The organism is Phycisphaerae bacterium, assembly GCA_018003015.1.
Lineage (GTDB): Bacteria > Planctomycetota > Phycisphaerae > UBA1845 > PWPN01 > JAGNEZ01.
Map to the genome: position 1 here is coordinate 1 of JAGNEZ010000084.1, position 22,351 is coordinate 22,351.

Annotated in this window: 18 protein-coding genes; 2 read left to right on the top strand and 16 right to left on the bottom strand. The window is 63.8% G+C overall.

The genetic code is table 11. From position 1 onward, the window contains the following. Positions 1 to 1,196 (top strand): DUF2961 domain-containing protein (locus KA354_22500; GenBank protein ID MBP7937423.1); only part of this gene is annotated, 1,196 nt, incomplete at its 5' end. Positions 1,197 to 1,338: 142 nt separating this feature from the next. Here KA354_22500 and KA354_22505 read toward each other — a convergent pair. The 9 genes from KA354_22505 to KA354_22545 all read right to left on the bottom strand — a co-directional run bounded on the left by KA354_22505 (position 1,339) and on the right by KA354_22545 (position 9,419). Then, the gene (locus KA354_22505) at positions 1,339 to 2,157 is read right to left on the bottom strand and encodes a metal ABC transporter permease (GenBank protein ID MBP7937424.1); all 819 of its coding nucleotides are present in this window, start codon (positions 2,155 to 2,157) and stop codon (positions 1,339 to 1,341) included. Next, on the bottom strand, positions 2,150 to 2,953 hold the full coding sequence (locus KA354_22510) for an ABC transporter ATP-binding protein (protein MBP7937425.1): 804 nt from the start codon (positions 2,951 to 2,953) through the stop codon (positions 2,150 to 2,152). The genes KA354_22505 and KA354_22510 overlap by 8 nt, the downstream gene beginning before the upstream one ends. Then, the gene (locus KA354_22515) at positions 2,950 to 3,822 is read right to left on the bottom strand and encodes a zinc ABC transporter substrate-binding protein (protein MBP7937426.1); all 873 of its coding nucleotides are present in this window, start codon (positions 3,820 to 3,822) and stop codon (positions 2,950 to 2,952) included. The genes KA354_22510 and KA354_22515 overlap by 4 nt, the downstream gene beginning before the upstream one ends. A 28-nt stretch (positions 3,823 to 3,850) precedes the next feature. Further along, on the bottom strand, positions 3,851 to 4,360 hold the full coding sequence (locus KA354_22520; GenBank protein ID MBP7937427.1) for a formylmethanofuran dehydrogenase subunit E family protein: 510 nt from the start codon (positions 4,358 to 4,360) through the stop codon (positions 3,851 to 3,853). 21 nt (positions 4,361 to 4,381) lie between these two features. Then, a complete protein-coding gene (locus KA354_22525; GenBank protein ID MBP7937428.1) occupies positions 4,382 to 5,029 on the bottom strand; it encodes a type II secretion system protein in 648 nt (215 codons plus the stop codon). 115 nt (positions 5,030 to 5,144) lie between these two features. Next, on the bottom strand, positions 5,145 to 6,287 hold the full coding sequence (locus tag KA354_22530) for a hypothetical protein (GenBank protein MBP7937429.1): 1,143 nt from the start codon (positions 6,285 to 6,287) through the stop codon (positions 5,145 to 5,147). Positions 6,288 to 6,501: 214 nt separating this feature from the next. After that, entirely contained in the window at positions 6,502 to 6,837 is a 336-nt protein-coding gene (gene trxA / locus KA354_22535; protein MBP7937430.1) for a thioredoxin, read from the bottom strand. A 174-nt stretch (positions 6,838 to 7,011) separates the two neighbouring features. Next, a complete protein-coding gene (locus KA354_22540) occupies positions 7,012 to 7,944 on the bottom strand; it encodes a lysophospholipid acyltransferase family protein (protein MBP7937431.1) in 933 nt (310 codons plus the stop codon). 347 nt (positions 7,945 to 8,291) lie between these two features. Next, the gene (locus KA354_22545; GenBank protein ID MBP7937432.1) at positions 8,292 to 9,419 is read right to left on the bottom strand and encodes a glycosyltransferase; all 1,128 of its coding nucleotides are present in this window, start codon (positions 9,417 to 9,419) and stop codon (positions 8,292 to 8,294) included. A 233-nt stretch (positions 9,420 to 9,652) separates the two neighbouring features. Between KA354_22545 and KA354_22550 the strand changes: the two genes are divergently transcribed. Next, on the top strand, positions 9,653 to 12,001 hold the full coding sequence (locus KA354_22550; GenBank protein ID MBP7937433.1) for an Ig-like domain-containing protein: 2,349 nt from the start codon (positions 9,653 to 9,655) through the stop codon (positions 11,999 to 12,001). A gap of 113 nt (positions 12,002 to 12,114) precedes the next feature. On the opposite strand, the gene KA354_22555 is transcribed toward KA354_22550, so the two are convergent. The 7 genes from KA354_22555 to KA354_22585 all read right to left on the bottom strand — a co-directional run bounded on the left by KA354_22555 (position 12,115) and on the right by KA354_22585 (position 22,199). Next, positions 12,115 to 13,440, bottom strand: a complete 1,326-nt coding sequence (locus KA354_22555; GenBank protein MBP7937434.1) for an MFS transporter — start codon at positions 13,438 to 13,440, stop codon at positions 12,115 to 12,117. 34 nt (positions 13,441 to 13,474) lie between these two features. After that, complete coding sequence (locus KA354_22560) at positions 13,475 to 15,184, bottom strand: silent information regulator protein Sir2 (GenBank protein MBP7937435.1); 1,710 nt, start codon at positions 15,182 to 15,184, stop codon at positions 13,475 to 13,477. Between the two features lie 22 nt (positions 15,185 to 15,206). Beyond that, positions 15,207 to 16,016: a methyltransferase domain-containing protein gene (locus tag KA354_22565; GenBank protein MBP7937436.1), complete on the bottom strand. Its 810-nt coding sequence runs from the start codon at positions 16,014 to 16,016 to the stop codon at positions 15,207 to 15,209. Positions 16,017 to 16,247: 231 nt separating this feature from the next. Continuing rightward, positions 16,248 to 17,177, bottom strand: coding sequence for a PEP-CTERM sorting domain-containing protein (locus tag KA354_22570; GenBank protein ID MBP7937437.1), 930 nt, complete (start codon positions 17,175 to 17,177; stop codon positions 16,248 to 16,250). Between the two features lie 79 nt (positions 17,178 to 17,256). After that, a complete protein-coding gene (locus KA354_22575) occupies positions 17,257 to 19,212 on the bottom strand; it encodes a hypothetical protein (protein MBP7937438.1) in 1,956 nt (651 codons plus the stop codon). A gap of 39 nt (positions 19,213 to 19,251) precedes the next feature. Beyond that, complete coding sequence (locus KA354_22580) at positions 19,252 to 21,789, bottom strand: hypothetical protein (GenBank protein ID MBP7937439.1); 2,538 nt, start codon at positions 21,787 to 21,789, stop codon at positions 19,252 to 19,254. Between the two features lie 68 nt (positions 21,790 to 21,857). Continuing rightward, complete coding sequence (locus tag KA354_22585) at positions 21,858 to 22,199, bottom strand: hypothetical protein (protein MBP7937440.1); 342 nt, start codon at positions 22,197 to 22,199, stop codon at positions 21,858 to 21,860. Positions 22,200 to 22,351: the final 152 nt, after the last annotated feature.

Here is a 22,351-nt window from a genome sequence, read left to right on the forward strand (position 1 = left end):
GGTCGGTGGTCAGTATCCCGGTGATTGTCGAGGATGCCGACTCGTACAACTGCTTCTGGCGGATGCCCTTCCGGAAGTCCTGCCGGGTTGAGATCACCAACCTGAGCGAGGACAAGAACATCGCTCTGCTGTACTACAACATTGACTGGGTCAAGCTGGACAGGCTGTCTGAGGACACCCCCTACTTTTACGCCCAGTACAAGCAGGAGTATCCGGTGGAGCAGGGCAAGGATTACGTGATTCTGGAGACGGAGGGCAAGGGTCATTACGTTGGTACGGTGATGGCCGTTCGCACCCGCAGCCCGATGTGGTTTGGGGAGGGTGACGAGAAGATCTACATCGACGACGACGCCAAGCCGTCGATCTGGGGCACGGGTACCGAGGACTACTTCCTGTCGGCGTGGGGCCTGCAGACCACGAGTACGCCGTTTTTTGGCACCCCCTACTTCGATCAATGGGGAGTCATTGGCGGGCACACCTCGGCGTATCGCTGGCACGTCAATGACCCGTTTGTTTTCCAGAAGAAGATCAAGGTGACGATTGAGCATTTTGGCTGGATCTCGCCGGACGAGAATCCCGAGAACAAGACCGACAGCTGGAATGAGCGGCAGGACGACTACTCGAGCGTGGCCTTCTGGTATCAGACCGGCAGGCCGACGTTCACGGCCCGGGCGCCCGGTGGCAAGGAGCGAAAGCTGCCCAGCCTGGAGCGGATCAAGGTGTATGCGACCGAGACGGACTTTCAGAAGAACCACGGCCGGGGTGAGATCCGGACCCAGCCCATCGGCACCTACCCGAAGGGTCACGTGTTCTACCGGCCGGAGTCGGCCGAGGGCGCGTACGTCGAGTTTCCGTTCACGGTGAAGGAGAAGGAGCCGCTGCACCTGGTGCTGAGCATGACCCGGGCGGACGACTATGGGCAGTACCGGGCGACACTCAACGGGGTGAACATCGGCGGGACGATGGACTTCTACAATGAGAAGATCGACAACTGGGAGTATCACCTGCTGGACTTCTGGCCGGACCCGGGTGATTACACTTTGCGGCTCGAGTGTGTCGGGAGGAACCGCAAATCGGCGGGCTACGGTATCGGTATCGAGTCGGTGCAACTCCGCGAGCGGCGACCGCGGGTGAAGCAGTGGGGCTTCGACAAGGACAAGAACTGGAAGGAGAAGCCGATTCTATACGGCGATTGACCGAGCGGAGGAGCCTGAAAGCAGGGTTGCCTGGGCGTGACGCGAGCCCGGAAGGAATAGTCCTTCGGGCTCGTTTCTTGCGCCCAGGTTGAGGCGATCCGAAGGGGCGCCGCTGCCTGGATGGGCGCGAACGTGGGCGCCGTCAGCCGCCTCTCCACCGTGCCCACACCACGGCGACGGCCACCAGGAGGGAAGACATGAGCACGATCACCGCCCCACTGGGCAGATCGGTGACGGCCGAGAGGAGGAACCCGCCCAAGCCGCTGACGGCGCCGAGGAGGGAGGCGAGGGCCATGGCCCGGCCGCTGCCCTTGACCAGCTGGAACGCGGCCGCTGCGGGGTTGGTGATCAGGCTGTAGATCATCAGGCCGCCCACCGTCTGGAAGTTGACGGTCATGAGCACGGCGGTCAGAACCAGGAAGCAGGTCCAGACGGCGGTGGCGTGGATACCGGCGGCGGCCGCGTCCTGGCGTGAGAAGAGGATAGCCCGCATCTCCTTATGGAATAGGAACACGAATGCGACCATAGCGGCCGAGGCGGAGAGCATCAGCACCACATCCGCCCAGCGGCAGTAGTTGAGGCTACCCCAGAGCAGGCTGCGGACGTCGTTGTCGCTCTTGCCGATGACGGCCAGCATACCGATGCCGAGGAACGCGAGCCCCATGGTCACGGAGAAGAGCAGGCCGAGGACCACGTTGGCATCCATATTGATGCGGTGCGGGTTGGCCAAGCCGAGCAGGATGGCGGTTGCCATTGCCCCGACCAGTGTAGGCCAGAGCAGCATCTGACCTTCGAAGCCGGCCAGAGCTCCGAAGACTGCCCCGGCCAGAGCCGCGTGCGATACGCACACGCCGAGGAACGGAATCCGCATCCCGACGATGTAGACGCTGAGCAGCCCGCTGGACCCGCCGGCCAGCAAGCCGCCGGTCATGACCGGAGCGAAGAAAGCCAGATCAAGCACGGGAGACCTCCGCGGGCACGACGAGGTGGCGGCCGCCCTGGTGCCATACCGACAGACCCGGTCCGTATACGGATTCGATCCGCGAGACGGTGAGCACGTGTTCGGGCGAGCCATCGGCGACGACCATGCCCTGGTCGAGCATGACCACACGGCGACAGCATGGCGGCAGGACTTCGAGTTCATGGCAGACCAGCACGACGGTGAGGGAGCCGGCCGCGTGCAGTGACTGGACGATGTTGACGATGCGCTCCCGCCAGCCCGGATCGAGGTTGGCGGTCGGCTCATCGAGGAGCAGGATGCGTGGTTCCTGGACCATTGCCTTGGCGATCAGGGTCTTGCGCTGCTCGCCGCCGGAGACCGTTCCGTAGCCCTGACCGGCGAGCGACGACAGGCCGAGGCGATCGATCCACTGATCGACGAGTTGCCAATCCTCACGGCCCAGTGGGTGAAGGAGGCCGGCCATGCCGGTCCGGCCGATGGCAATCACCTCGCGCAGGGTGAGGGGGATCTCGCCGCGGGCGGGCAGGAGCTGGGGGACATATCCGATGGCACGTCGGAGGGCGGCCAGACGACGGAAGCCCATGCTGGCCAGCTGCAGCCCCAAGACGGTGACCTGGCCGGTGGCGTGATGCTGCATGCCGTTGCAGGTCCTCAACAGCGTGCTCTTGCCTGACCCGTTGGCTCCGAGGATGCCGACGAACTCGTTCTGCTCGATGGAGAGGTCGCCTACCGAGAGAATGGATCTGCGTCCCGCCCGGACAGAGAGGTTGTGGATATGGATGGCTGTCTTGTTCAATGTCGGGCTGCCCTCACGAGTTGAGTCACGTTGGCGGTCAGCAGGTCGTCGAAGGAGAGCTGGCCGTCGGTCGGGACAGGGAAGTTGCCGAACACGATCACGCCGACCCCAAGTCGCTGGCCGAGGGCGTCGGCCAAGCGTCGTCCTTCTGGCAGGTTGGCGATCACCAGTTCGACCTTGGCGCCCTTGCCCTGCCGGATAGTCTCCTGGATTTCACCGATGGAGGCGCTGTCGGCTCCGGTGAACGTGGCAGGGATCTCGAGGCCCAGCCAGCGGCAGAAGGCCTCCTGATGAACGCTGCAGACCACCGACTTGCCGGCCAGGCCCGCCTCGGCGATCTGTTGACGGCACCAGGCGGTCATTCCATTGAGGCGAGTGACGCACTGCTCCAGGCGGGAGTCGGCATCTGTCTTCTCGATCAGACCGGCGGTGACGAGTGCCTCGGCGACCTGTCGGCAGACGATCTGGTAGCTCGACGGTTCACACAGACCGCCGGTGACGCGGATAGCCCTGATGGTCAGACCGCGATCGGTCAGGCCGGCGAGCTTTGAGTCCAGTGAGTCCTGGAAGTCAAACCGCAGCAGCAATCGGCAGTTACGCAGTTTGTTGACTTGGGAGGGACGGATATCGAAATGGCCGGGGCACATACCTGGCTCCGCCAGCCGGAGCACCGGTGTTGTGGTCCCGAGCAGATCGAGTACCGCGGATTCGATGTACGAGTTGCTGGCCGCCACTTGAGGTGTCGCCGAGGCTTCCGGGCGCTTGCCGGCATTGGAGGATCGAGTGCAGGCGGTCATGGCGACCGCCAAGACCGTGCCCAGGGTCACGCCCATCAGCGCAATTTCTTGCTTGACCGGACACCTCGTCATGTCGGCCCTCGTTCCGATGTCAATGCCCTCACGAGCGGGGTGATCCGGCCAGTTCCGCCTGGTTCATCGGACGGATGTCGAACAGCCGGGCCACGTCTTCACGGGCAAGCGCTCTGGAGTACTCCTCCAGTTTCTCCGATCGGACTGCTTGGAGCAGGCGGTGCAGGTCGTCCGTCGCGCGATAGGCCACTCCTTCGGCTGGCCGATCTCCGTCCTTGACTCGAACCACGTGAACGACCGGCCACCCGCCGGCGACCAGGTCAGGGGGGCATGCAAGGTGGATGTTCTGTTTACCGAGGGTCGCGCCGGAGGATGCCTGCAGCCCGTCCAGGATACAGGTGAACGGGGTGCGGTGTTTGTCCGATGGCATCCAGCAGGTCACATCGATCTTCCAATGGCCGGGCGTGTTCAACCGCTGGATCGCGTCCTGGCCGACGAGGGCCCCGGTGACCAGCCATGGCCCGAGATGGCCGTGAAAGACGGCGGTACGAGCGAGCCAATCCGGGTCTGCCGGGTTCTGATTGAGGTAGAAGTCCACGATGATCCTCCGATCACAGGCTCAGGGGCTGGTGTAAGTCAAACCGTGCCGCATCCGAAAATGAGTGATGAGACCCGAAGCGCTGCCCTCGTTGGTCAACCAGAATCGCCTCGGGAGCGGCATTTCCGCCTCATCCAAGGTACCGTCCTCCCAGTGTGGGAACCTGGTCGAGTCGGGTTCCGGCCCCATGCTCCAGACCGCATAGGTTACCGGGCTTCTGCCCTCGGAGGTGTGATTGGCGTAGTACTGGCCGGTTGTGCTCGCGCAGCGAGGAGCATCGTCGGGCACCCAGATTCTGGCCCGTGGCCGCCAGGTACTATCGGGGAAGTCCATCAGCGTGCCGTTCTGCCACACTGCTCCCGGAGCGCGGTATCGGTAGGTCTGGCCGCGGTTGAACAGGTCCTCGAAGAATGCCCGCTTGAGGCTTCCCGGGCCGTTTGGCAAGTACTTCTTGGCGGCCAGTTCCATGGGCAACTGATAGAGGGCCCTGGTGCCGCACGACTGCCGGGTAGGCGGCAATTGGTCCTTGTGCTCCATCGCGTAGGCGTCCAGAGCAACAGTGATGTGTCGGAGGTCGGAATGGACCACGACGACATTAGATCGTAGCCGGGCCCGGGTGAGCGACGGCAGGAAGATGGCCAGGAGCAGGGCCACGATTGCCACAACCACAAGGACTTCAATCAGGGTGAATCCGCGCGCGCTCCACCGCTGCCGCAGCCATGGAGGAGCGGAACGAGACTCACCGGCGAATGGACCATTGTGGTTCCTTCTCAGGGTTAACTCCTCACTGATCGCACCGTGGACCGGCCAGCTTGTCGATCCCGCTGGTGCACTTCTGAAGCAGCCCGAAGTCGGACTGATCGACATCGCTGTCCCGGTCGAAATCGGCGACCCGGCAATCGGTGTTGGTCTGCGGAATGGCTGGCCCGGAGACACACGCCCGAAAGCGTTCGAGGTCGGCGTCGTCCACATCGCCGTCGCGATCGAGATCCGGCTTCACGAAGCGATAGAGGACCAATCGGCTGCCATCGTAGTCCATAGCCCACAGACGGTAACCGGCCTTGAAGCCATCGGCATCGACGGTATCCTCCTGATCGAGGATGCCGACCGCGTCGAACAGGCCGGTCGGTGGCCCGAACAGCGTGAAGCCGCTGCCGAGTCCCAGGAGTAGAGGCAACGTATGCCCCATACCATCGGTTATCGTCAGCTGCTGGCCTGGAGCCCAGGTACCGCTGACGATGCGGACGTCCGGGATGTTGACCAGGGTGCCCTGGAACCTTTCCGGGCCGAGCTGGCGCTCCGGGTCGAAGATGAACCGGTCGCTATCATCTTTAACATCCGTCAGGGCAATGGTTTGCGGCGCTGGCGGACCCGCTCCGGCTTCGAGCAGGACCAGATCGAAATTGGCGGCCGGGTCGTTCTGATGCTGCTCGTTGATGTTGGTCTTGCCGCGGTAGAACAGGCCGGGGGCCCGGGCTCGAAGCTCGACGAGATCGCCCGGGCGGAAGAGCCGGCCGGTTCCCGGATCATGGTTGAGGCGGTCCACCTCCGCCAGCCACTGGGGGTCTGTGTAGCTGCCGGCGGGGTGATTGCCGGTGATCTTGCCCACATACTGGCCCATGAACATGGCGGTTCCGCCGAAGTCATCGGTGTCCGCCGCCTGGAGACAGGCCTGCCACTGTCCACCGAGGAAGCCTGGTGCGGCCGGTCGTTCGTTGAGCATGGTTTGGGGCCAGTTAATGAGGACCCCGCGCATTTTCACCGCGCTGGTGGTCGGAAACGTGCCCACCCCATCGGCGTGGACAGCCTGATAGTCGCGATGTGAGGTATAGGGCATGTCTGTCCAGCCGGGCTCGCCGAGCACAGGCAGTCCAGCCCACAGAACCATCACTCCGGGCACGATTGAAGCCCACTTGCATCGCCCCATGATCCTTTCCTCCCAGCCCCGAACCACGTCCCCGACCGAAGGGAACCTTCCGTATTACGATGGGAAGAATCGTAATACCAAGAACTCAACCCGTCAATACCGGAAATCCCGGGAAGAGAAGGCGGGTTGTGATCGGCGACCGGTCCGGGGCAATTAGTGCTTGGCCGGTCAGTGGGGGTTTCCTTCGGATGACGGCCGGGGCGTGCGGTCGGTTTCAGCTGGTCAGGGCGGCATTGAGGGAGGCCGCGAAGTCCTTCTTGCCGCGCAGGCCGACGAACTTCTCGCGGATTTGCCCGTTCTTAAAGAGGATGACGGTGGGGATGTTCATGATGCCGAATTTGGCGGCGAGGGATGGGTTAGCCTCGGTGTCGACCTTGCCGACCCGTGCTCTGCCGGCGTATTCGGTGGCCAGTTCATCGATCGTTGGTCCGAGGGCACGACAGGGCATGCACCACTCGGCCCAGAAGTCCACGAGCACCGGCTCGGCGGCGTTGAGCACCTCGTCCTCGAAATTGGCTTCGGTGAATTCCCTGGTGTTGGGGCCGGCCATGGCGTCACTCTCCTTGGTTACATGCCGGGTCCAAGTGCTCTCGAGGCGCATTCCGACGCGTTCCGAGGCGATCCGGACCAAGCAGGTTGGATTGTAGGGAGCGGTTCATGGGGCGTCAACCTGGGGTGAATCCCGAGTTCGGGTTGGGGTGTGTCGGTCACGGGTGCGAGGGGATCAGACGGGGACTTCCGCGGCCGCCTCCTCGTCCTTGGGCCGGCTCTTCCATCGACGGTGCATCCAGAGATACTGTTCGGGCGCCTGGCGAACGAATCGTTCGATGGCCCAGGAGTACTGCTGGGTAATCCAGAGAAGCGGATCATCGCGGCCGGTCCACTCCTGGGGGCGAATGACGCGTGTGCACTCGACCTCATAGCGGAACCGATTGCTGACTCGTCGGGCGCAGCCGACGACGATGGGCACGTTGTGTTTCATGGCCAGCAGACCGATGGACTTGTAGGTTGAGGCTTTCACGCCGAAGAAATCGACGAACAGCCCTTTGCGACCGGCGTTCTGATCGGCGATGAAGCCCAGCACCCCCCCGCTTTCGAGGATGTCGGCGGCGCTCTGGGTGGCCCCCTTCTTGTACAGCAGCCGCAGTCCCCGCCTGGCTCTTGCGGTCATGAGGTAGTCGTTGAGATAGGGGTTGTCGAGCGGGCGCATGACGGCGGTCAGGGGGAAACCGAGGGTGGCCAGCATGAAGCCCACGAGTTCCCAACTGCCGTAGTGTCCGGTCACCAGGACGGCCCCGCGGCGGCTGACCAGGACGTCGAGGGCCTGCTCGATTCCCTTGAGACGTATGTATCGCGGCCAGGTCCATTCGTTGATGAGTCGCGGGGTGAACATCAGTTCGACGACCATCATGGTGATCTGCTGCATGGACCTGAGGGCGTAGTCGTTGACCTGGCGGTCGGTCAGGGTGTTGCCATAGGCGAGGCGGAGGTGTTCGTGAGCCCGCTTACGATGCCGGGGCATGATGTGATACCAGATCCAACCCAGGAACCGGGCTGTCCGGAGGTTCAAGTCGATGGGGAATATCTGGAACATGGTCGAGGCGCATCGAACGGCGACATAGACAAGCCAGTCAATCGCGGGCTTCTGCTTGGCCATGGCGGGGATTGTATGGGATTGGGGCGGAAGATTGAATGTGCCTCCGGTTGTTCATTGCTACCACCCGAGGTAGAGTGGCACCGAAGCGATCGACGCGGAGGAGGGCCGGAGGAGTGGTTTGGCATTCATGGCGCCGGCCGCGTGCGGACGCGGAGTACGCCATGGGCGACGGCTCGTCCAGGTTCGGAGGAACACTGCGATGACCCGAGCGATCTTGTTGCTGACGGCCGCTTTCTGCACCATCTGGATCGAGGGCTGCGGCACGGGCGCGGTTTCGAGGACGGAGAGCGGAACAGGTGGGCAGTCGGATGGAGGGTGTTGAGGCATGGGGGAGGCGGTGGTCTGGTCTACTTAAGGGCCAGGAGCCGAGTCACGATGTCGCAGGCGGCGTTGGGGCGGCCGATGCGGCGGGCGTTGGCCTGCATGGCGGCCAGGCGGCTGGTGTCGTCGAGGAGCTGATCGATCTTGTAGGCCAACACGGGGAGGTTGTTGCAGCGGATGGCAACGCCGTCCTCGAGCAGGTGGTCGGAGTTGCGTTCTTCCTGGCCAGGGATAGGGTTGACGATCACGTAGACGAGTCCCTTGGCGAGGGCCTCGGAGGTAGTCAGGCCGCCGGGTTTGCCCACGACGAGATCGGCGGCGGCCATGTACTCGTCCATATCCTGGGTGTAACCGACGACTTGGACCTTGACCTTCCCGGCGGGCGGGACGGTGGCGACGATCTTCTCGACCCGTTTGCGGAGCTGCTCACTCCGGCCGCAGATGGCGACTACTTGAGCCGGATGGCGGAGCTCCATGAGCGAGGTCAGCAGGTGCTCGATCGGGCCGACGCCGAAGCCGCCCGCGGAGGTGAGGATGGTGGTCTGATCGGGAGCGAGGCCATGTTTGCGGCGCATGGCGACCTTGTCTTTGGGTTCGGCGAAGACCGGATCGATGGGGATGCCGCTCACGGTGATCTTTTTGGCGGGCACGCCGAGCTTGACCATGTGCTCGCGGGTCTCGTCGCGGGGCACGAAGTACTGCTCATAGTGATGGCACAGCCACATGGCGTGAACGTCGAGATCGGTGACCACGATGGCTTGCCGACTGGTCAGCCGCTGCTTGGCCTTCAGCCAGGAGATGATTTCGGATGGCAGGAAGTGGGTGCAGACCACGATCTCGGGCTGTGTCTGGCGGAGCATTTTGACGAACGGGCGGGTATTGAGCTTGTTGAGGGCCAGCCGGCGTCGTTCGTTCCGCCAGGGTTTGTCGAGATAGTCGTAGAGCCAGCCGAGCAGTTCGGGCGAGCGATTGACCAGATCGATATAGGCCTTGGTGTACAGGTCGCGGAAGACCTTGTTGGTGAAATCGAGGGTATCGATGTGCCGGACCTCGCGGGCGGCGTTCATCAGGAGGAAAGCCCGCTCGACGGCCTGGGCGGCCCGCAGATGCCCCGCTCCAGCGGATACCGACAGGACCAGGACCCGATCGAACATGGCTGCCTCCTCCGAGCTTAGCGCCAGCCCGCCCCAAGACGGCCCTTGCGGCGGGAGTTGGGGCCGGGCCATGCGGTATCATCCCCTTCTCGGGATTATGGGGCAAGAGGTCGGTGACAGGTATTGGTGCTGAGCGATGGAACCATGGTGCTTTCCGTGGTAGAATGGAGTCCGTGGGCTGGCCGGCGGGTCGTGTGGCGTATGTCTGCCCACTTGAGGAGGGATAAGCGACCATGCATCACTGGAACAGGCACCCCCACAGATGGCTTCTGGGCGTCGTGCTCGTGAGTGTCGTGTCGGGTGCCGGCCTGCCGGTCCTGGCTGACGACGGTTTGGGGCTGGATCCATGTGCAGTCGAGGGCTTTCAGAAGGATGGCATCTGTGGGCATGCCCAGGCGGCCATTGCCCGGTTCGAGCGGCAGCAGAAGTTGGCTCTGGCCGGGCTGGCGGAAGTCCAGACTGACACCGACATCACCCACGTGTTTCTGGACCTGGAACTGAAGCCAACGCAGTACCAGCTGATTGGGACGGCCACGCTCACGGTTACCAGCCAATCGGACGGTCTGAGCGAGTTCACGCTTGATCTGCGGAGCGGCATGACCGTGGACGTGGTCAGCCTGAACGGAACGGTGGCGTCCTTCACACGGCCGGCCGACCAGATCCTGATCGCCCTGGACCGGCCGTACGCTTCGGGGGAGCAGTTCCAGGTTGCGGTGACCTATCACGGCACGCCGGACACTGATGGTTTTGGGGCATTTGGTTTTGACAGTCACGGGAGTCCGAGCACGCCGGTGGTTTGGACGTTGAGCGAGCCCTACTACGCCAGCACCTGGTGGCCCTGCAAAGAAGCCCACGTCAACATTGATGACAAGTTCACTCTGGACATGTGGGTTACCGTGCCTTCGAATCTGACAGTGGCGAGCAACGGGCTGCTACAGGGCACGGACACGCTGGACGGCAGCCGCAAGCGCTACCGCTGGCATGAGGGATATCCGATCAACGTTTACCTGGTATCGATGACCGCGACCAACTACACAACCTGGACGCAGACATACAGTTACGAGGGTGGTTCGATGCCGATCATACTGTATGCCTACCCCGAGTCGGCCGCGTCGGTCCAGAGCCAGACTGCCAGCGTCTACCAGATGGTCGCGGTTTTCAGCAGCGCCTACGGGCAGTACCCGTTCGTGAACGAGAAGTACGGCATCTGCCAGTTTCCCTGGGGTGGGGGCATGGAGCATCAGACCATCACCAGCCAGGGTGCATTTGCCGAGTGGCTCAATGCCCACGAGCTCTCCCACCAGTGGTGGGGAGACGCGGTCACCTGCAAGACATGGTACGACATCTGGCTCAACGAAGGGCTGGCGACCTTCAGTGAGGCGTTGTGGTTTGAACGCAAGAGTGGCGGGAGTTTCGCCGCCTACAAGAACCGGATGAACGAGCGCCGGCCGTCGAGTTCCTCCTGGGGCGGAACGGTTTACTGCTACGACATCAGTTCGGTTGGCAACATCTTCAACACGAACCTGAGCTACAACAAGGGGGCGTGGGTAGTGCACATGCTCCGCCACGTGGTGGGCGACGCGGCGTTCTTCGACGGCCTTGCGGCCTACCGGGCCGCCTACGAAGGCGGTTCGGCCACCACGGAGGATTTCCGGGCCGTGTTCGAGAAGGTCAGCGGCAAGGAGCTTGGCTGGTTTTTCGACGAGTGGATCTACAAGGGTGGCGCGCCGTACTACCGCTACGGCTGGCAGCAGGTCCAGATCGGCGCCCAGCGTTGGCTCCGCCTCCTCGTGCAGCAATACCAGACCAACTATCCGCTGTTCAAGATGCCCATCGACATTACGGTCACGACCAGCTTGAGCGCGCGGACCTACAGCGTCACCCAATGGGGGACCAGTCAATGGTACTTGCTACCTCTTGATGGGCCGGTTACCAAGGTGGAGTTCGACAAAGATGTGTGGATTCTCCGCGGTGCCGGCACCAACACCGCCTACCAGTACGGGCCGCCCAAGCTGATTGGCGTGACTCCGGCCCCGGGATCGATCGTGCCCCTCGCCCCGACGGTCGGCAGTGTCCAGCTGCAGTTCAGCGAGCCGATCAGCTACTCGGCGGAGGCGTTTGCCATCCGTGACGAGGCGGACATTCTCCTGTCCTTGACTCCGAGTTATGATGCCAGCAGCTACACGGTCGCGCTGTCCCTTGCCCAACCGCTCGAGGCCGGACACACGTGGACGGTGACGGTGGCCGACTCGGTCCGTTCCCAAGCGGGGAGCCTAGCCCTGGACGGCGAGGTCGGTGTGCCGCCCGCTCTGCCGTCGGGCGACGGTTTGGCCGGCGGAGGGGCCAGCATCTCTTTTTACACTGCGATGGCCCCCGACTTCGACCTCGACGGTGACGTGGACGGTGAGGACTTGTCAGGCGTACTCGCCCCCTGCTTTACCGGTCCGGATCTAGGTCCCGTTTCGGAGGACTGCAAGGTGGCGGATCTGGATGACGACGGCGACGTGGACATGTCCGACTTCGGTCTATTTCAGCGATGTTTCAGTGGACCTGGGGCGCACCCGGATCCGGCGTGCCTGTAGTGGACGGCGTGGCGGGCGATTGTTCTCGGCGAAGGGGGGGCGCGACTTGGGGGGTCGAGCCGGCGTGGTGGCGGCCGATTTTGCCGGTCCCGGGATCCGACCGGGCGCTGGTATCACGGGCGGTCTGACAAGCTGCCGAGGAACCGGCGGAGGGTGAGGGTCAACCCGGCGGCCAGGGCGAGCGACACTGACGCGACCAGGAGGCCGGGTTTGTAGGTTGCGGTGTGGTCCTTGAGCACGCCCATGATGTAGGGGCCGAGGAAGCCGCCACCGAGATTGCCGATCGAGTTGATCAGGGCCAGGCCGGCGGCCGCCGCGGTGCCGCACAGGAACATGGGGGGCAGGGCCCAGAACGGGCCGAGCGAACTCCATATTCCTGCTGCTGCCAGTGACAGGAAGGCAATGGCCCATACTGGCGAATCGGTCCAGGCGCAGAGCAGCAGGCCCATCGCTCCCAGGGCGCAACACGCCGCGGCATGCCTGCGCCGCTCCCCGGTGTGATCGCTGTGCCGGCCGAGCAGCACCATCGTAACCATTGCAGCGGTGAACGGTATCGCGCAGAGCAGTCCGACGCGGAGGTTGTCGGTCAGGCCGGTGACCTGTTTGACGATGGTGGCCAGCCAGAAGTTGATGCCCTGAAAGCCGAACATCATTGTTCCGTAGATGAGGCTCATGAACCAGACCCGCCAGTCGGTCAGGCCGGCGGCCAGCGAGATGTGGCCGCGGCTCTCGCGATGCAGACGGTCAGCGTCGATGCGGCCGGTGAGCCACTGCTGCTCCTCCGGGCTCAGCCAGCGGGCCTCTTGCGGTCGGTCGGTCAACAGGAAGAAGATTGCGAAGCCGCCGAGCACGCTGGGGATGCCTTCGAGCAGGAAGAGCCACTGCCAGCCGGCCAGGGGGTGTCCCAGGCATTGGGTGCCGTCCAGGCGAAGAAGGGCGCCGGCCAGTGGTGAGCCGATCATGCCGGAGAGGGCTGTGGCGGTCAGGAACCAGGCGACGGCCTTGGCCTGGTGGCGGAGTGGCAGCCAGTAGGTCAGGTAGAGCAGGATGCCGGGGGCGAACCCGGCCTCGGCCGCGCCGAGCAGGAAGCGCAGCACGTAGAAGCTCGTCGGGCCGCGCACGAAGAGCATCGCCGAGGAGATGATCCCCCAGGAGATCATGATGCGGGCGAGCCAGATTCTCGCTCCCACGCGCTGCATCACGAGGTTACTGGGCACCTCGAACAAGAAGTAGCTGACGAAAAAGATGCCCGAACCGATGCCGTAGACCGTCTCGCTGAATCCGAGATCGTCATTCATGGTGAGTTTGGCGAAGGAGACGTTGACCCGGTCGAGGTAGTTGAAGACGTACAGAACGACGATGCACGGGATCAGACGGAGAAGGACTTTGGTGACGGTGCGGGACTCGATCGCGGATTCGGGCGGGGGCTGGTCTGTCATCCCGTCTGCGCTCCTGAGCAGGTTGCCTGACCGTTCATTTCGGGGCCAGCAGGGGGCCGGAAAGCTGCGGTGGATAGAAGTAGCCCATGGAGGCCATGGCCACGTCAAGGCGATACAGGCGATCCTGCATCAGACAGAGGCGGCGTGTGGTAGCGGGGATCATGGTCAAATGGATGCGGATCTCGCCGGGAAGCGCGGTGATGATCTCCTCGCGCCAATCGCCGAGGCAATCGGCGATTGTGGTCACGGAGCCCTCGACGGCTTCGTAGGCTAGGCCTTCGTACTGTCGGATCCGCTGGCCGAGAACGAGCTCTTTTTGTGGGTCGGCGTCCCACCAGGCGGCCCGGGGGGCCAAGCCGCCGATCTCCTTGTCGCCGATCCGTTTTCCGTCGGCCGTGAACAGCCAGTAGGTCTTGACGTCGCGTTCACCAGCGTAGCACTCCTGGCCGGGGTAGCGGGCGACGATGTCGGCGACCATACCCGCGGAATGGACATGTTTGGTGGCCTCCGCGCAGCCCCAGAGCTTGTCACCGGTCCTGGCGTCCACCAGGCAGACGGCGTCGCGCTTCTGGGGCGGCTCGATGCCGCAGAAGACTTCCAATCCTGGACGAAGCGGATCGATGTCGCCGACGTAGCAGGCGTCGGGGTGGCCCACGCCGCGGGTCCACAGACCGTGTCCGTCGTCGTCCAGCACTGCGGAGCCGAGGATGATCTCGTCGCGCCCGTCGCCGTCGACATCCGCGGCGTGCATACCGTGCATGCCCTGGCCGTGGTAGCGGGTCTTCTCGTCCTTGGAGTTCCATCGCCAGACGAGCTTGAGCTGAGGGTCATAGGCTTCGACCTTGATCTGGGTGTAGGTACCGCGTTGGACGATGAGGTGAGGCCGCTTGCCGTCGAGATAGGCCACGCCCAGCAGGTTGCGGCAGTAGTAGTTGTACCGTTCGAAGCCGGCGCGGTCCGGCCAGTCCAGCTTCTGTTCGACCTTGCCGGTGAGGCCGTTGAGCTTGACCGCCCACTCCGGGCCGCTCTGGACGCGACCGTCGGCGTCGCGGGGGTCGCCCTCGCCGGCCTTGGCGTAGACCTCGGCCATGCCGTCGCCGTCGAGATCGTAGACCACATAGGGCGAGTACCAGATGCCCTCCTCGATGGACCAGCCCAGGTCATGACGCCAGAGGAACTTGCCGTCGCCGCGGTAGGCTTCCAGCTTGTAGGTGTCCTGGCTCTTCTTCCAGTAGCCCGGCTTCTCGTACGGATCGACGTTGAAATTGGGCTGCTTGATGATGTAATCGTAGCGGCCATCGCCGTCCAGGTCGGCGACGGCGACCTTCTGGGCGGTATAGTCACTCTGCAGCTTGATCGAGACGTATGGAAGACCCGGCTTCGGATTGGCCACTGGAACGGGTGACGAAGGCTGATCCGGCGCGCCGGGCGATGCCAGGCGAACCGCATACACGGGCACATCGGCACCGGGAGAAGTTGCCGCGGACTGATCGAGGAAGCAGGTGCGGTCCCGGATCGGCTGGGCTGTGACCTGGCGGAGTTCACCTCTCTCGGTTGCGGCCCTGAACACGTGGAAGGCCGCGTCTTTCGGATCGGACGCCAGCAGCCGCCAACCGATGTACATCGTGCCGTCCGCCTGCCGGAGGGCGACGACGCCGCGGTCCAGTTTCTCGGCCAGCTGGCCCCACGCCCCTGCCGTGGACAGGAGGAAGCCAACGACAGTACCCAAGAGCGATCGCCACATAGAGCACCTCATCTGCCGCCGATCATCGGCGGATTCCCCGGGCCTTGAAGAACGTGTAGCAGAACGTGCCGTCGGACTCGGCCGTGCGATACAAGTCACGGATCCCCTGCTCCCAGTCGGGTGTGCTCATCAAGCCTGCCGCGAGGGCCCGTTCGCGAACGCCCTCGACCATCGCGGTGAAGGTGTTGCGGGTAAAGCCCTCGACCAGCTCGGGGCGACTGGCGTCCGCGTAGACCATGCGCGGGGACACGACCACCTCGGCGAATCCCGTCGCGGTCAGGAGCGGATAGAGCCTTCGGCCGATGAGCGAATCCCCACCGGCCTTGGCCTGGAGGTTTACCAGGCACTGGATGGCTTGCTGGGCGAATCGGCTGTCGGGGTGGAAGTAGGCCGAGCCGTGGTCGCCCTCGATGGTGGTCACTGTCCCGCCGGGCTTGAGCATCTGTCGCAGGCTGCGAAGGGCTCCGGGGGGATCGGTCAGGTGCTCCAGGGTGAAGCAGACGAAAACATGGTCAAATGTCCTGGGCTTGAAGGGCAGCTTCCGGATGTCGGCCACCTGGAAAGTGACGTTCGCCGCGCCGGTTGCGGCCACGGCGGCCCTGGCCTGCTCGATGGACTGCGGGGAGATGTCGACCGAGGTGAAGTGGGCGCGAGGACTATGAGCGGCGAGGATGACTGTCTGAGCCCCGACGCCGCAGCCGGCCTCAAGCACCCGGCTGCCCGCCGGGTAAATCGTATCGTGGTGGAGAAGGTCGGCCAGAGCGTTGGCCTGGTCGCCGAGCCGCTCCTTTTCCCTCTCCGAGTAACCGTGAACGTATGCCCTGGTGGTCATGTGCTGAGCCGCTCCGTGCTGGGGCGACGGCCGTCGCGTCTGGCTGACCGCGCCGTCATGTTGGCCATGATACTCGGGGGCTCGCCGAGATGGCAAAGGGACCTTGAGCTGGTCCGGTCGCAAGGCACGGTGGGCCCCGGCATGGATGTCGTTCATGCCGGGGTACTCCGTTGCCTGGATCGTGTCGATCCGGTGAAGGCCTCGGACACGGGCGCGTCCGCCGGGTCGGGGTCAGCGACGGCGGCGGACCAGGACGGACACGGCCAGGAGCAGACCGAAGGCCGTGGCAGGTTCGGGAACCTGGATCGCCCAGAGGTCAAACGCCGTGCCGCTCATTTCCGTAGGCGCGTCGACGTCCAGATACCCGATCGAGCCATCGATCACTCGCACGCCGGCGGGGGTGAAGCTGAGTCCGGAATCCCGGACGAGATGGAGCAGCCCGGTCTTGGTGCTGACGAAGACGTTGTCGTAGTCCGACCAGACGGCGATGCCGGTTGCGCCGCTGAAAAGGTCGTTGTGCGAGCGGACCAGTTGTCCGCCGGCGAACTCGTCGAAACCGGAATCGCGGAGGCCGAAGGTAATCGTGACGTTGCGCGACCGGCAGGCCACGTCGATGTAGCTTCCGGGGAAGATGTCGCCCATCTGGGCCCAGGTGGTCGCCCCGGTGCGGTTGTACTCGTAGATCGTGCCGTCGCTCTTGAGTGCCCACAGCCGATCCTGGTCGTTGGCGATCGTTCCGGCGACGAAATCAGAACCGGTGGCGATGGTGGATTCGACGATCCAACTGGGGCTGACCCAGCGGATCTCGTTGATCCCGCCGGCGTCGGTGATGAACATTCGCGAACCGTTGCGCAGGTCGTCGCTGTCCACGTCGCGCACGGTCGGGCTGTTGAGTACCTGGCCGGCGAGGCCGTACTGGCCGGGGGGGCCGGCAAGTCGATAGTACTCGGCCACGCCGCTCGCGTCGGACAGGGCGACAATCTCGTTGATGCCACTGGCCTGATAGGCAGCCACGCCGTGCGTGAAACTGCCGGGCGCGAAGTTGGGTGAGTTCCATGCGTCTCCGGTGTAGGTCCATTCGACCATGTTCCCGGCCAAGGCGATGCCCGGCAACAGCAGGCCGGTCAACGCCACCATGAGTATCGTTCGCTGGATATGCATCGCTACTTTCCTCCCTTCAAGAAAAGCTGTGCTTCCAGGCCTGGCCCTCGCCATGCCATGGTGAAGTTTACGCTGATGCTCACTTTCCGCAAGCAGAATCCGCGGTGATGGCCGGCCCCTTCCAGCAGTTTTTGAATGCCTGGAGGTCGACCCCGTCCACATCTGTGTCATGATCGCGGTCAAAGCACTTGCACTTTGCGGCGTCGAAGAAAGCCATGCCGCCGTCGCCGGTGTAGCAGGCCTGCCAGAGGCCGAAATCGGCCTGGTCCACGTCGCTATCGGCATCCGCGTCGGCGAACGGGACGCTGCATCCGGTGACGGGCAGGCCGGTGACGCCCCGGCAGTACAGCAGCGCGCCGGGGATGCTGGCGCCCTCGGTACTGGTGGCGACATCGCGATAGGGTTGCGGGTCGATGACCCGGACATTCGCGGGATCGAACTTGAGATGATCCGGGCCGCCGATCGTGCGGGGCACGTACAGCAGGCCGCCGGTGGTGCTCACGAAGAGGCTGTCCTGATCGACCCAGGTGGCGATCCCGGTTGCCCCGGAGAACAGGTTGTCGTGCGAGCGAACGATCTGCTGGTTCTCAACTTCGTCGATGCCGGTGTCGCGGAGCAGGAAGACAAGGGCTGTCGGATAGAGGGATCTTGCCGCGACGTCGACGTATCCGCCGGCGATGGTGACCCCCTCGTTCCAGGTCAGCTCGCCCACGCCGGACCGAATGAACTCGCGAGCATTCCCGTTCTGGATCGCCCACAGCCGGTCCTGGTCAAAGGCGATGACCGCGCTGGTGAAGCCGGAGCCGACCGCGACGGTGGAGGCGAAGCTCCAGACTCCGCTGCCCCAGAGGTACTCGGCAATCCCCGATTCATCGGCAACGAAGATGCGTGAACCGTTTCTGCTGTCATCCGAAGTAAGATCCGTCGCGTTCAGGAGATCCAGTTTGGCCCCGGTCGGGGACCAGCTGCCGTTGCCGTACAGCCACTCCTCAACGCCGGCCGCACCGATCAGCCCCACCAGCATGGGCGAGACGCCGTACATCCAGACGGATGCACCGTGGGCAAAATCACCGATGATGCTGGAACTGTTCTTAAAGGTCATCACGCCGCCGATCTGAGCCCAACGCTTGATCTCGCCGGCCGAGGTGACGGCATAGGCCACCAACGTTCCCACCGCGTCCTCGGTGGGAACGTCCACGTCGCGGTACCCTGCCGCGTTGTCAATGACGGTCACGCCCGCGGGGGTGAAGTTCTGAGTAACCGGATCGCGTGCCAGGTGCAGCAAGCCGCTCTCGGTCGCCACGAAGACGTTGTCGTAATCCGACCAGACCGCGATGGCGGTGGCTCCGGTAAAGAGGTTGTTATGCGAACGGAGCAGTGAGCCGGCCGAATACTCGTCAAAGCCGGTCGCACGCAAGGCAAACACCAGGCCGGCGTCGGGAGCCTTGGCCAGCGACTTGGCGGTCACATCGACGTAACTGCCGGTGATGGTGGCTCCCGACTCCCAGGTCGTTGCCGCGGTTCGGTTGAACTCGCGGAGGGTGCCGTTCTGGACCGCCCAGACTCGATCCTGGTCATTGGTGATGACCAGGGCGGTGAAGCCTGACTCCGTGGAAATGGTAGATTCGAGCAGCCAGGGCGAGTCACTCTGCCTGTATTCGGCCAGGCCGGTCGAACTGGCGACGAAGATGCGTGCCCCGTTGCGGGTATCGTCGGAATCAACGTCTGTGGCGGTGGCATCGAGGACGTTCATGCCGGTGAGGTCGTACACACCGGGGGTGACGAGGCCCATCACATACTCGTGGATCCCGGTGGTATTTGTGGCGGCGAGACCATTGCCGGCCAGGCCGCCGGCTGTGTAGATGGCCAGTCCGTGGGTAAAGCCATTCGTAGCCAGGGTGGGATCAGCTACCCAGGAGCCGCCGGCGATCTTGCCGGACCATTCCTTCATGTCCGCCCGCGATGGAGCGACAAACAGAGCCGCCAGCAGGATTACTCCACCGGAGCCCGCCAACCGGAATTGACTGAACTTCATGACCGTCCTCCTTCGTATCTGACTTGCCTTGCCGGCCAATCAAAACGCCCCAAACAGCCGTTGAGGAACTGCATCCAGTTCCAGAAAGGCCTGAAGCAACATCCCCACCCCGTCGGTACTCTCGTAGTAAGGTTTGGCGGGGTGGCCCTTGAACATGCCGTTCACGAACAGCTTGCGTGCGGCCTCGCGTCCCAGTCGTTTGGCGATATCGAGGTAATGCGGGTCGTAGGTAGCCAGGTAGAGATGAACGTAGAACGAGATCACTCGCCCGTAGTTTTCCGCGTAGGTACCACCTGTTTTTGCGACCAGCGGCAGGGCCGCGGTGAGTTCGTCGTACCACCGCCGGCCGATCCTTGCCGGCAGATTCGCCTCGATGACCGCCGCCCACCGGCGAGCGGAGGTCAGCAATTCCGGATCGCTGCAGAGTTCGTACCCGAGCACGCAGGACTGGGCGGCGATTTCGGCGAACTCGTAGGAATAGATGAGCGTGCGCCACATATCGATCGGACCGGAGGGCATGACTGCGTCGTAGCCGGGCCCCTTGGGTTGCTGCGGCACGGGGGTACCGTCCAGGGCCAGCATGGCCCAGTAGTCGTTCATGGGTGCATCGTAGGCATACCGGTCATAGGCCTTGAGATGCGAGACCGCCATCTCGCGGAAGAACGGGTCTTGAGTCAACTGGTAGCAGCGGAGCAAGAGGCTCGCGTAAGGCCCGGGAATGGTGGTGAAGCAATGGACGGAGTCATAGCGGCCGGTGACGATGGGGGCATCCGGAATGAGCAGGGTGGTCGTGTTGCGGTGCCGCCAATGCCAATTGACCACGAGCTTGGAGCGATTTAACCAGGTCGTGTCGCCGGTCTTGGTGTAGAGGTAGGCGAAGGCGAGGGCGAACTCGCCCCCGGCGAACGCGAAATCGCAGCCCCGCGACGCATCGTCGTGGCGGTTGAACTCGCCGGTCGTCTTGTCCACGATATGCCAGGTCCAGATGCCCTCGATCTCGCGGCGAGTCGCGACCGGATCGATCCGCCAGAGGTCATCCCAGATGGGGTGGAGAATCAGGGTTTCGTGGGGTCCGTTCGCATCTCCGCCGGCCTGGTCGGCGTAGGCATCGTAGAAAATGTGCGAGCCCCAGACGAGCATGCCGTTGGGTTTGACTACGTGGGCCAGGGTGTAGGCGATGTAGTCGTCGGCCGCTTTGGCATATCGGGAGTTGGGGGTGAGTTGGCTGCAGCGATACAGGGCCCGGATGGTGGCCTGGTCGTACCAGAGGTTGGAGCCGCGCGGGTTACGGCGTTGCGGCCGGCCCTCGCAGCGCACGTTGCCATCCAACAGGAGTGGATTGGGCGGTGAAATGCGGTCCTGCACATCGATGATGCTCATGATCATCGGGGTCTCGACCGGGCCGTAGCGATCCGTGCCGTAGTCCAGCAGGTTGTCCAGATGCTGAAGGACGTATTCTCGCCACCCGAGCACTGTTGGCGTGCAGGGCGAAGGCAGGTCCTGGCCGGACATGCACGCCTGCAGAAGGCCAAAATCACCGAGGTCGATTTCGCCATCGCGGTCCATGTCCGACTCGAGGCAATCGGTGGATCGCGGCACGCCCTCGCCCGACAGGCAGGCGAGGAATCCGCCAAGATCCTCCGCATCGACGTCACCGTCGAAATCGAGATCGCCGTCGCCCCTGATCGCGGGGTAGTTGAAGACCGCCGCGGGCGTCAGGCCGTACACGCTGATCGGTCCGACGGTGTTTTCGGTCTCGCAGGTGACGTCGAGGTAGGGTCCCGCGGCATCGATGAGTCTGACGTTGGCCGGTTCGAACTGGAGGCTACTCGATCCCGTGGTGGTCGTGCGGAGCAGGTGCAGCAATCCTCCCGTCGCGCTCACAAAGACGTTGTCCTGATCGGACCAGGTTGCGATGCCGGTGGCCCCACTGAACAGGTTGTTGTGGGTGCGGACGATGCGGTTGTCCTCGATTTCGTCCAGGCCGGTGTCGCGAAGCAGGAAGACGACGGCCGTCGGGCAGGCTGAGCGAACGGTCACATCCACGTAGTTGCCGGAGAAGGCCCGGCCGGCGGACCAGGTGCTTCCTCCGGGGGCGCGGGTGTACTCGCGTACCGTGCCGCCCTGCACCGCCCAGAAGCGATCCTGGTCGTTACCCACCGCTCCGGCGGTGAAGCCTGGACCGGCGGCAACGATCGACACCGGGTTCCATGTCGTTGTATTCCAGAGGTACTCGGTCACGCCGCGGTCGTCGACGAGGAACAGCCGGGAGCCGTTTCGTCGGTCGTCGGACACGATGTCGCGGCCGAAGGAAGTGGCAATGGAGTAGCCGGTGGGGGTGAAGCCGATGTATTCGTGTACGCCGGCTGAGTTGATGAGGGCCATGGCGTTGGGCAGACCGCCGGCGGTATAGAGGGCCATGCCGTGCCCGAAGTCGCCTTCGAGGGCGGTAGCCGGATGCCACTGGCCGTTGGACAGGGTCCACTGCCGGACACCGGCGGCGGCGGGGACGATGGTGGCGAGGGTGATGAGCGCGCCCACCCCGGCGGCGCGCTGCCAGTGTCTCGCCTCGGCCATCCCCATCCTCCGCATCCGCTTCACCGGTAGCTACTCCTCGGTTGATCTGATCTCACGACCGGGGGGTGTCACTTGCTCGGCGCCAGTGGCCGCCCCCGATCTGACCATTCGAGCCAGTACTTGGCCCGCACGAAGTTGGCATGCCCGTCGGCGAAGACCATGTTGCCCCCCTTCAGGATGACGTGTGGATCCTCTGGATCGTCGATCACCAGGTTCTGCCCCGGGTTATCCGCGTCATGGATGATGCAGACTTCGGCCATCTTCTTGGTCTTGCCGACCTGAAGCGGCCAGGTCTTGTCGTAGGGAGGGTCGGCGTAGTTGAACCGCCAGCGGGCCGGGGTCGATTCGCCCGGCCCCACCGTGGGATCGACCTTGATGTAGTACAGGAACGGGATGTATTCGAAGGCCATGCCCTGGCGAGTCGTGCCGCGCACATAGGGCCCGCAAAGAAATAACCTGAACGATTCTACCGTCGCGGCGAGACTATGTAGTTCCAATCGCCGTGAAACGGCTCTGGCCTGACGTGGAGTCGGCCCAGTTCTGCATCACTCACTTTGAGGCG